The sequence below is a fragment of the Streptomyces lunalinharesii genome, assembly GCF_039532155.1.
In the GTDB taxonomy this organism is placed as follows: Bacteria; Actinomycetota; Actinomycetes; order Streptomycetales; family Streptomycetaceae; genus Streptomyces; species Streptomyces lunalinharesii.
The window spans coordinates 19,641-29,034 of the sequence record NZ_BAAARK010000063.1; the positions used below are offsets into that span (position 1 = coordinate 19,641).

The 9,394-nt window shown below is 73.2% G+C and carries 11 protein-coding genes; 5 read left to right on the forward strand and 6 right to left on the reverse strand.

Annotated features, from left to right (window positions below):
• Positions 1-33 precede the first annotated feature (33 nt).
• The gene (locus tag ABD385_RS39125; protein ID WP_344584769.1) at positions 34-987 is read left to right on the forward strand and encodes a small ribosomal subunit Rsm22 family protein; all 954 of its coding nucleotides are present in this window, start codon (positions 34-36) and stop codon (positions 985-987) included.
• Between the two features lie 51 nt (positions 988-1,038).
• Here the strand turns inward: ABD385_RS39125 and ABD385_RS39130 are convergent, their stop codons facing one another.
• Positions 1,039-1,221 (reverse strand): DUF6243 family protein, encoded by a 183-nt coding sequence (locus tag ABD385_RS39130; protein ID WP_344584770.1) that lies wholly within the window; start codon positions 1,219-1,221, stop codon positions 1,039-1,041.
• Between the two features lie 169 nt (positions 1,222-1,390).
• Between ABD385_RS39130 and ABD385_RS39135 the strand changes: the two genes are divergently transcribed.
• Both ABD385_RS39135 and ABD385_RS39140 read left to right on the forward strand, forming a co-directional pair.
• Positions 1,391-1,990, forward strand: coding sequence for a TetR/AcrR family transcriptional regulator (locus tag ABD385_RS39135; protein WP_344584772.1), 600 nt, complete (start codon positions 1,391-1,393; stop codon positions 1,988-1,990).
• A 143-nt stretch (positions 1,991-2,133) separates the two neighbouring features.
• On the forward strand, positions 2,134-2,874 hold the full coding sequence (locus ABD385_RS39140) for a bifunctional DNA primase/polymerase (protein WP_344584774.1): 741 nt from the start codon (positions 2,134-2,136) through the stop codon (positions 2,872-2,874).
• 42 nt (positions 2,875-2,916) lie between these two features.
• Here ABD385_RS39140 and ABD385_RS39145 read toward each other — a convergent pair whose 3' ends face one another.
• The 3 genes from ABD385_RS39145 to map all read right to left on the reverse strand — a co-directional run bounded on the left by ABD385_RS39145 (position 2,917) and on the right by map (position 5,843).
• Positions 2,917-3,906, reverse strand: a complete 990-nt coding sequence (locus ABD385_RS39145) for an SCO2278 family lipoprotein (RefSeq protein WP_344584776.1) — start codon at positions 3,904-3,906, stop codon at positions 2,917-2,919.
• A 254-nt stretch (positions 3,907-4,160) separates the two neighbouring features.
• On the reverse strand, positions 4,161-4,826 hold the full coding sequence (locus tag ABD385_RS39150; RefSeq protein WP_344584778.1) for a biliverdin-producing heme oxygenase: 666 nt from the start codon (positions 4,824-4,826) through the stop codon (positions 4,161-4,163).
• A gap of 159 nt (positions 4,827-4,985) precedes the next feature.
• Positions 4,986-5,843 carry a type I methionyl aminopeptidase gene (gene map / locus ABD385_RS39155; RefSeq protein ID WP_344584779.1) on the reverse strand — a complete coding sequence of 286 codons (858 nt, stop codon included), beginning with the start codon at positions 5,841-5,843 and terminating at the stop codon, positions 4,986-4,988.
• Positions 5,844-5,911: 68 nt separating this feature from the next.
• Here map and ABD385_RS39160 point away from each other — a divergent pair, with 68 nt between their 5' ends.
• A complete protein-coding gene (locus ABD385_RS39160) occupies positions 5,912-6,160 on the forward strand; it encodes a hypothetical protein (protein ID WP_344584781.1) in 249 nt (82 codons plus the stop codon).
• A gap of 18 nt (positions 6,161-6,178) precedes the next feature.
• Here ABD385_RS39160 and ABD385_RS39165 read toward each other — a convergent pair whose 3' ends face one another.
• Together ABD385_RS39165 and ABD385_RS39170 are read right to left on the reverse strand one after the other, a co-directional pair.
• A complete protein-coding gene (locus tag ABD385_RS39165) occupies positions 6,179-6,820 on the reverse strand; it encodes a hypothetical protein (protein ID WP_344584783.1) in 642 nt (213 codons plus the stop codon).
• A 108-nt stretch (positions 6,821-6,928) separates the two neighbouring features.
• Positions 6,929-7,888, reverse strand: coding sequence for a dihydrodipicolinate synthase family protein (locus tag ABD385_RS39170; RefSeq protein ID WP_344584784.1), 960 nt, complete (start codon positions 7,886-7,888; stop codon positions 6,929-6,931).
• A 171-nt stretch (positions 7,889-8,059) separates the two neighbouring features.
• On the opposite strand from ABD385_RS39170, the gene ABD385_RS39175 reads away from it, so the two are divergent.
• Positions 8,060-8,743: a FadR/GntR family transcriptional regulator gene (locus ABD385_RS39175; RefSeq protein ID WP_344584790.1), complete on the forward strand. Its 684-nt coding sequence runs from the start codon at positions 8,060-8,062 to the stop codon at positions 8,741-8,743.
• The last annotated feature ends 651 nt before the right edge of the window (positions 8,744-9,394 follow it).

Here is a 9,394-nt window from a genome sequence, read left to right on the forward strand (position 1 = left end):
GGGCGGGGCCGGGACCCCCGTAAACTCTGTCGAATGCACGACGAACTGCGCACCGCCCTGGCGGGCCTGCTCGACGGCCTGCCGCCCAAGCAGGCCGCGCAGGCCGTCGAGCGACTGATCGCCAACTACCGGGGCCGCACCCCCACCGACGCCCCGGTGCTCCGGGACCGCGGCGACGTCGCCGCGTACGCCGCCTACCGGATGCCGGCCACCTTCGAGGCGGTGCGGGCCGCGCTGGCCGCCTTCGCCGCCCGCGTCCCCGACTGGTCCCCGGTCACCCACGTCGACGTCGGCGGCGGCACCGGCGCCGCCACCTGGGCCACCGCCGCGACCTGGGACGGCCCGCGCAGCACGGTCCTGGACTGGGCGCAGCCGGCGCTCGACCTCGGCCGCGAACTGGCCGCCGGGATCCTGCCGGACGTGACCTGGCGCCGCCAGGCCCTGGGCGAGGGCCTCGTCGTCGACGACGACACCGACCTGGTCACCGTCTCCTACGTGCTGGGCGAGCTGCGCCCGGAGGACCGTCGCGCGGTGGTGTCCGCGGCGGCCGCCGCCCGGGCCGTCGTCCTGATCGAACCGGGCACGCCGGAGGGCTACCTGCGGATCCGCGAGGCCCGCGAGCAACTGGTCGCCGCCGGGCTGCGGATCGTCGCACCCTGCCCGCACGGCGCCGCCTGCCCGATCGTCCCCGGCGAGGACTGGTGCCACTTCTCGGCCCGGGTCAGCCGGTCCTCCCTGCACCGGCAGGTCAAGGGCGGGTCCCTGGCCTACGAGGACGAGAAGTTCAGCTACGTCGCCGCCACCCGCCTGCCGGCCGGGCCGGCAGGCGCCCGGATCGTCCGCAAGCCGCAGATCCGCAAGGGCCAGGTGCTGTTGGACCTGTGCACCGCGGACGAAGCGCTGCGCCGGGAGACCGTCACCAAGCGGCACGGTGCCGCCTACCGCGAGGCCCGCGACGCGGCCTGGGGCGACGCCTGGCCGCACTGAGCCCGGCTCCGGGGCGACCGACCGCCGTCCGCCGCCCCGGTGCGCGCCGCGTCAGGCGCTCCGGCTCCGTTGGCGCATCTTCTCCAGGAGCGTGCGGCGCCGTTCCTGCGGATCCTGTGCGTCCGCCCCGCCCTTGCCGCGTCCGTTGGCGGTGCCGCCGCGCAGCGCACCGCGCGAGAGGTTGCTGCGGGTGCCCCCGACGCCGAGCATTCCGCCGGCACTTCCCTTGCTCATGAGGTGAGTTCCTTCCTGCGTGACCGGTGAGCGGCGCGGGCCCGAGCGCGTCGCGCCCCACCCCTCGGCGAGACGTTTCGTCTCGCTCCACTGACGCCCTCATCCTCAAGCGAGACGATCCGTCTTGTCAAGACGATACGTCTCGCCTCTTGCTCGTTAGAATCCGCCCATGGCCAACAAACCAGCCCCCGACGCCTCCCGCCGCAGCGAACGCTCCCGCCGGGCGATCTTCGACGCGGCCCTCGCCCTCGTCGGCGAGGTCGGCTACGACAAGCTCACCATCGAAGGCATCGCCGCCCGCGCCGGCGTCGGCAAGCAGACCATCTACCGTTGGTGGCCCTCCAAGGCCGCCGTACTCCTCGACGCCTTCGGCTCCGTCGTCGAGGAGTACGACCAGGTGGGGCTCCCCGACACCGGCGACCTCGCCGCCGACCTCAAGACCGTCCTGCGCGCCACCGCCGACGAGTTCAACGACGCCGCCTGGCAGGCCCCCTACCGGGCCCTCGCGGCGGCCGGCGCCAATGACGAGGAGCTCTCCCGCACCTTCGTCGGCCGCCTCATGGAGCCCGGCACCCGCGTCTACGTCGACCGGCTCCGCGCCGCCCAGGAGGCCGGGGAGCTGGATCCGGACATCGACCTGCGCATCGGCGCCGAGATGCTCCTGAGTCCCTTCTCACAGCGCTGGCTCATGCGCACCGGGGAACTCACCCACGCCTTCGTCGACACCCTCGTCGACCAGGTGCTCCGCGGTCTGCGCCCGCGCGACTGACGGTCGGGGGCGGTCGGTCGGCGATGGCGTGAAATGCCCCTGTTCGCCCGTGCCGCGTTCACCCCGGATCCGCACACCGGTCACCTGGGGCCCGGGATGGTGGCAGCATTGACCCCAGACCACCGCTCGAAGTGAGGGGATTGATGGAACGCAAGAGCAGGTTCTCCCAGTGGCTGCGCCGGCCGAGGAACGGATCGGGCAGCGATACGGACTCGGGATCGGCGGCCGCGCGCGGCCGCGAGGACCTGCTGATGGCGGCGGTCGACGCGGGCTTCCCGGTCGCCCCCGCCGCCCACCCGGCCGGCTACGGCTGTTCTTGCGAGCGCATCGGCTGTCCCACCCCCGGGCGGCACCCCATCTCCTTCGGCTGGCAGACCGTCGCCACCACCGACCGCGACAAGGTCGCCGCCTGGGTCCGCACCCTCCCGCAGGCCAACTTCATCACCGCCACCGGCATGGCGCACGACGTCCTCGACGTCCCCGTCGAAGCCGGCCGCAGCGCCCTGGGCCGGCTGGACGCGGCCGGCGTCGACGTCGGCCCGGTCAGCCTCAGCGGCGCCGGCATCGGCGACGGCCGGATGCTCTTCTTCACGGCCACCCGCGGCACCCCCGACGACGAGGACGAGTGGTGGCCGTGCGAGCTGGACTGCCACCCCGAGACCCTCGACGAGCACCCCGGCCTGCGCTGGCACTGCCGCGGCAGCTACGTCCTGCTGCCGCCGTCCGCCCTCCTGGGTGACCAGCCCGCGGTGACCTGGCTGCGCGGCCCCGAACTCCCGCTGCCGGACCCGCTGACGCTGCTGGAGACGCTCACCGACGCCTGCGCCGAGTTCATCGGCCGCGAACCGGACCACGAGACGGCGGCCTGGCCCATCGGGCGCTGACGCCGCCGCCCCGGCCGATCGGCCGGGCCGCCGGCTGTTCGCTCACAATGCCTTGGCGGACGTCTTCGCCTCGATGCGGTCCAGCACCTTGATCTTGCCGCCGGCGCCCTTCGCGGGGACCAGCACCGTCTGGCCCGACACCGTGGTGAACGCCATCCGCGTGGTGTTCTTCGTCGTCGGTCCTTCCATGATCCCGCGCAGCTCCGCCGGCACGGTGATCATCAGGCCCTTGGAGACCGTCTTCTGCTGGTGGTAGACGGTCGAGAAGAAGACCAGCGCGCCGCCGTCCGTCGTGCGCAGCGCGATCGGCGGCAGCTCCGACGCCTGGTCCTGCCACTGGATCCGGGCCCCCGGCTGGTTGGCCTGGCCGGCGCGCCAGGCCCGCAGCCGGTCGGTCTCCTGGCCGGGCGCGAACGCGTCGCCCTTGCCGGTGTTGAGGTAGTCCGCGTACGCCGTGCTCAACTGGCCCGGGGCGAGGGCGAGCCCCGACGAACCGTCCACCGGCACCGCTTCCCCGTAGCCGTCGGTGACCTTCAACTGCGGGGCCTGGCTGCCGGAGAACGTCGCGAGGTAGGACGCCCGCCACTTCTCGTGGACGCCGCTTCGGCTGAACGCCAGGAACCAGCGGGTGTTCTGGCCGCCCTGGCCCCGGCGGTTGCTGAGGGCGTCCGCGACGAAGAACTTCGGCCACCCCTTCTGCTGGGGCACCGTGAAGTGGGCGTCGGTGAAGGCGAGCGGGGTGAAGTTCGGGTTGCCGTCGGGGCGGACGCCGTGCGCCGCCTTCAGCCCCGCCTGGTCGATGGCGAGCAGCGCACCGGACTCGAACGAGGTGTTCTTCGTCGCGTCCAGCGTGCGGTTGGCCTTGTTGAAGCCGTCGGTGAAGTGCGTGAGCGCCTTGGCGGCGTCGGCCTGCGACACCGCGGGCAGCACCTCGCGCTCGCCGTGCACCGTCATGCATCCGCTCAGCACCACCAGCGCCGCCGCGGCCGACGTCAGTGTGGCGGGCACCCGGAACGGCGACCTGCGTGTCATGGGGCTCGGGCTCCTTCGGGGCGACCGGGGCGGACGGGAGGCCGCCGGGGTGGCACGATTCGGCGGCAACCATACCCGGTGGCCGAGGGCCGGCGGTGGGGTCGGGGTGGCGATTGTTTTCCGCCGCGGCCCTGGGGCGGCCCGAGTTGTCACCTGGTGCGGCGTGCGGTGTGGTGTGGGGGGCCGCGGACCGGGCCCTGGGCGCGCGCAGGGGCCGCCCCTCGGTGCGGGCGGCCCCTCGGGAGGCGCGACGGTCAGGCGCTGAGCGGGAAGGCGTTGCCCAACTCCCGGAAGACGGCGCTGTTGAGGGCGAAGGCGCGCTTGCACTCGTCGATGACGCGCTGCTTCTCCAGGTCGTCGACGGGCAGGGCGTCGAGGAGTTCGCGGTACTCGCGCTTGAAGGCGGCGGGGTTGCCGATGGCCTCGAAGACGTAGAAGCGGACGCCGTCGCCCTTGCGCGCGAAGCCCCAGGTCTTCTCGGCGGTGCCGCGGATGATCTGGCCGCCGGAGAGGTCGCCGAGGTAGCGGGTGTAGTGGTGGGCGATGTAGCCGGCCGGCCAGTCGCGGGCGCAGGCGGCTATCCGCTCGGCGTACGCGGCGGTGGCCGGCAGCGGCGCCAGGTCGGTGCGCCAGTCGGGGCCGCCGAGGTGGGCGAGGTCGCGCTCCAGCTCCTCGGTGCGGGCCAGCTCCGGGCGGAGGAAGGGGCCGGTGACCGGGTCGGCGGCGAGGTCCTGGGGGACGTCCTCCAGGGCGCGGTAGACGAACCACAGCTGTTCCGTGTAGCGCCGGTAGGCGGCGACGCCGAGCTTGCCGCCCAGCAGGTGGCTCATGAACGCGGAGTTCTCCGCCTCGGTGTGCTGCTCGTGGGAGGCGGTGCGGATGGCCGTCGAGAAGGACGGGGTCGGGCTGGACGCTTCCAAGGCGGACCTCCGGGGGCCGGCGAGCGCGGACAGGGGCGTGGCGGGAACAGGCCGACGGATGCACGCAACCGTCAGGTTAGGGTTACCTAACTACGCAGGACGCGCCCTGGTCAACCTGTTCCCGACAACCTGTCGGTAAAAACGCTACGCCGGTTCCGATCAGGGCAGCGTAAGGATCTCCGTCCCGGTCTCCGTGACCACCAGCGTGTGCTCGAACTGCGCGGTCCGCCTGCGGTCCTTGGTGACCACGGTCCAGCCGTCCTCCCACAGGTCGTACGCGTACGAGCCCAGCGTCAGCATCGGCTCGATCGTGAACGTCATGCCGGGCTTGATCTCGGTGGTGTGGTGCGGGCTGTCGTAGTGCGGGACGATCAGGCCGGAGTGGAACGACGAGTTGATCCCGTGGCCGGTGAAGTCGCGGACCACGCCGTAGCCGAAGCGCTTGGCGTAGGACTCGATGACCCGGCCGATGATGTTGATCTGGCGGCCCGGCTTGACGGCCTTGATCGCGCGCTGGAGCGCCTCCCGGGTGCGCTCCACCAGCAGTCGCGACTCCTCGTCGACGTCACCGCACAGGTACGTGGCGTTGTTGTCGCCGTGCACGCCGTTGATGTACGCGGTCACGTCGAGGTTCACGATGTCGCCGTCCTTGAGGACGGTCGAGTCGGGGATGCCGTGGCAGATGACCTCGTTGAGCGAGGAGCACAGGGACTTGGGGAAGCCGCGGTAGCCGAGCGTGGAGGGGTAGGCGCCGTGGTCGCACATGAACTCGTGGGCGACCCGGTCGAGTTCGTCGGTGGTCACGCCGGGCGCGATGTGCTTGGCGGCCTCCGCCATCGCCTGGGCGGCGATCCGGCCGGCGATCCGCATCCGCTCGATGGTTTCGGCGTCCTGCACCTCCGGCCCGGTGTACGGGGTCGGGCCGTCCTTGCCGACGTACTCGGGGCGCGGGATCGAGGCGGGAACGGGGCGGGTGGGAGAGATCTCCCCGGGGACAAGAAGCGACTGGCCAGACATGCCAGCGAGTGTATCCGCGGGCCGTCGGGCAGGATGGTGGCAACGGGAGCCAAGCACAGGAGGCGGCAATGGCACTGTTCAAACGGCGGACGGTCGGCAAGCCGGGCGAGTGGTTCTACTGCCTCAGGCACCAGACGGTCGAGGAAGGGCCCGAGTGCCGCGCCGCCGACCGGTTCGGCCCGTACGCCACCCGCGAGGAGGCCGCGCACGCGATGGACACCGCCCGCGAGCGCAACCTGGAGTGGGAGACCGACCCCAAGTGGCACGACATGGGCAAGGGCGGCAAGGGCGGCCCGGGGGACGCGGACGGCGCGTAGCCGGCGGCCCCGGCCGGGTCACCAGCGCGGGGGCGGCGGGGTCGCCAGTCCCTCGGCGAGGCGGGCCAGGCGGTCGCGGAACCGACGGTGCCGGCGCGGCGCGGGCCGGCCGTTCTCGCCGGCGGCCGCGCTGACCAGGTGCTGGACGGTGTCGAGGTCGAGGCCGGAGGTGTGCGGGAGGCCCGGGGGCGACGCGGTGCCCTCCGGGGGCGGGGCGGTGGTCAGCGCGTCGTGGGCCAGGGCGTGCAGATCGCGGTCGCCGGAGTCCAGGGCGAGCACCGTGGCGCCGTTGCGTCGCGCGTCGTGGACCCGCTCCAGCAGCCCGGCGTCCGGTCGCTCCGGCGTCACCACCAGCAGCGTCGCGCCGCGTCCGGCGGCCGCCAGCCGCCCCGGCCCGACCGCGAGGTGCGCCGGGGCCCCGGCGGGGACCCGGTGGCGGACCAGCGTCGGCGACAGCTCCGGCAGACCGGACCAGGCGGCCTCGTCGTCCAGGTGGGCGGCCAGGTGCCAGGGCTCGTAGCCGGCGCTGCCGACCAGCAGCAGACCGCCGCCGTGCGGGGCGACGGCGGTCCGCAGCGAACCGGCGAAGCGACGGGTGGCCTCGATCCACTCGGTTCCGGCGAGGACCTCGCGCAGCAGCGCGACGCGTACGGCATCCATGGCGCGGCATCGTGCCGCACCGGCCGGCCCGGTGGGGGTGGGGGGCGGGGGCGTCACCCGTACGGGGACGGCCGGCGGCCGGGGTGACGGGGCGGTCCGGCCGGCGGCTCAGCCGGTGGGGCGCAGGCCGGCCTCGGACAGCCGACGTCCCACCTCCGCGAGCGACTTCTCGCCCAACGGGAGCTGGGGGAGGGCGGTGGCCCGGTGGTCGATCACGCCCAGCAGTTCGAGGGCGGCCTTGAAGCCGCCGAGGGCGGAGGAACTGCGGCCCATCTCGCTCTCCGGGCCGGTGTCGGTGAGGTCGAAGAGGGCGACCAGCCGCTCCTGTTCGGCGGCCGCACGGGGCCAGTCGCCGGCGCGGGCGGCGCCGTACAGCCGCACGTAGCCCGCCGGGTCGACGTTGCCCAGGCCCGGGACGACGCCGTCCGCGCCCGCCAACAGCGCGGCGTCGGCGGTGAGTTCGGAGCCGGTCAGGACGGCGAAGTCGGGTGCCGGGCCGGTGCGCCGGGCGGACCGGCCGCCGAGGGCGACCAGTAGGCGCCGTAGCGTGCCGTCGTCGCCGCTGGAGTCCTTGAGCCCGATCAGCGTGCCCTCTTCGGCCAGTTCGCGCACGAGCGCCGGGGAGAGCCTGCTGGGCACCGACACCGGGATGTCGTAGGCGATCAACGGGTGGCCGGTGGCGGTGCGCAGGTGCCGGAAGTGGGCGGCGATCTCGCGGGGGTGGGTGCGGGTGTAGAAGGGGGCGGTGGCGACCAGGGCGTCGGCGCCGAGCGCGATGGCGGTCCGGGCGTGCTCCAGGACCCGGGCGGTGGTGGTGTCGATGACCCCGGCCAGGACCGGCACCCGGCCGCCGGCGGCGGTGACCACGGTCTCCAGGACGGTGGCACGCTGATGATTGGTCAGGTAGGCCGTCTCGCCCGAGGACCCCAGGGCGAACAGGCCGTGGACGCCGGCGTCGAGGAGGTGGCTGACCAGGCGGGTGAGGGACGCGGTGTCGACCTCGCCGTGTGGGTCGAGGGGGGTGCAGACCGGGGGGATGACGCCGTGCAGCGGGACGGTGAGGGCCATGGGGGCTCCAAGGGCGGCGCTGAGCTGGCACATCAGACATGGGATGTCCGATATCGCGGTCACAATAGGCATGCGCGCGGGTACCCGGTCAAGGATTCCGCCCCGGTGGGGTCCGAACGGGCCCCTGGCGTGCGGCGCATGAGGTGCGGGAGAGGGAAGAGGGCGATGAGGATGGCGCGAGGCACGATGTCCGAGGACGTCCAGGCGCGGATCAAGCAGTTGATCCTGGACCGCGGGCTGACGTCGGGTGATCCGTTGCCCACGGAGACCGAGCTGGTCGCCATGCTCGACGTCAGCCGCAATTCGGTGCGGGAGGCGCTCAAGGCGCTCCAGGCCATGCGGATCGTCGAGATCCGGCACGGCTTCGGCACCTACGTCGGCGCGCTCTCCCTGGAACCGTTCGTCGAGGGCGTCGCCTTCCGGGCCGCCGTCCGCCACCACCAGGGGGAGCCCAGCCTGTACGAGCTGATGGAGGTCCGGGAGGCCCTGGAGGCGGGGCTGATCGGCACGGTGGCGCGCGGCCTGCCGGCCGAGGACCTCGCGGTGCTCAGGGCGCTGGTCCAGCGGATGGCGGAGGAGGCGCGCGGCGGGGAGGTGCTCAGCGCCACCGACCGGGCCTTCCACCTCGCGCTGTACCGGTCGCTCGGCAACCACCTGCTCAGCGAGGTGCTGGACGCGTTCTGGGCGGCGCTGCGCCGGGTCCGCGACGACCTCGCCGACGTCCGGCCGGACCCGGAGGTGACCTACCGTCAGCACGCGGAGATCGTCGACGCGTTGGAGGCGGGCGACGGGGAGCGTGCGGTGGCGGCGATGCACCGGCACTTCGACGGGATCCGGCGCCGGCTGACCGCGTAGCCGCCGGGCGCCGGCCGGGGGCTGGGGCCGGGGGCCGGGTGCCGGTCGCCCGGCGGTGGTCGTGTGGCTCGTCGGTGGTCGTGTGGCTCGTCGGTGGTCGTGTGGCTCGGCGGTTTTGTCTCGATCATCCCGTTCACCGGGATTTCATCCCGTGTCGGCGGCGCCGTTGCCGACACGAAAAACCGTCATGTGCCGTGCCTTGACGGCCAGTTGGACCCTTCTTATCGTCCGCAGGACAAGGGACGTCCTACGTCCTGGCTCGGCTGAGGGGTGAACCGTGCCGTACGAGGATTTTGTGCCGCCCACGTTGTTGGCATCCCCGCCGTGCGGGGTGCGGTTGTTCCGCCTTCGGCGGTGGGGGTGGTGTGGGGCGGGGCCCCGGTGAGGGGTGGGTGCCGGGTTCGGGGCCTTTGGGGTGGGTGTGCGGACTGCTGCGCTTTACGTCCGCACACCCACCCCAAAGGCCCCGAACCCTCCCGCCGTGAGTGGGCCCCGCCCCAGCGGGAGGTGGGGGCAAGCAGCAACCCGGTCCTCCCCCGTCTTCTCTTCTCCTTCCCCCGTCACGGGCGGGGCGCCGACACCGGCGGGAGGAAGTCGGATCGTAGCCATGTCGTTCTGTGAGCCAAGGAGTTGGCGTCTGCAATTGTCTTC

Coding starts and splice junctions, on each gene's coding strand:
- ABD385_RS39170 (WP_344584784.1), bottom strand. CDS start 7,888: ATGGCCCTCACCGTCCCGCTGCACGGCGTCATCCCCCCGGTCTGCACC.
- ABD385_RS39130 (WP_344584770.1), bottom strand. CDS start 1,221: ATGAGCAAGGGAAGTGCCGGCGGAATGCTCGGCGTCGGGGGCACCCGC.
- ABD385_RS39175 (WP_344584790.1), top strand. CDS start 8,060: ATGGCGCGAGGCACGATGTCCGAGGACGTCCAGGCGCGGATCAAGCAG.
- ABD385_RS39145 (WP_344584776.1), bottom strand. CDS start 3,906: ATGACACGCAGGTCGCCGTTCCGGGTGCCCGCCACACTGACGTCGGCC.
- ABD385_RS39140 (WP_344584774.1), top strand. CDS start 2,134: ATGGAACGCAAGAGCAGGTTCTCCCAGTGGCTGCGCCGGCCGAGGAAC.
- ABD385_RS39125 (WP_344584769.1), top strand. CDS start 34: ATGCACGACGAACTGCGCACCGCCCTGGCGGGCCTGCTCGACGGCCTG.
- ABD385_RS39160 (WP_344584781.1), top strand. CDS start 5,912: ATGGCACTGTTCAAACGGCGGACGGTCGGCAAGCCGGGCGAGTGGTTC.
- ABD385_RS39165 (WP_344584783.1), bottom strand. CDS start 6,820: ATGGATGCCGTACGCGTCGCGCTGCTGCGCGAGGTCCTCGCCGGAACC.
- map (WP_344584779.1), bottom strand. CDS start 5,843: ATGTCTGGCCAGTCGCTTCTTGTCCCCGGGGAGATCTCTCCCACCCGC.
- ABD385_RS39135 (WP_344584772.1), top strand. CDS start 1,391: ATGGCCAACAAACCAGCCCCCGACGCCTCCCGCCGCAGCGAACGCTCC.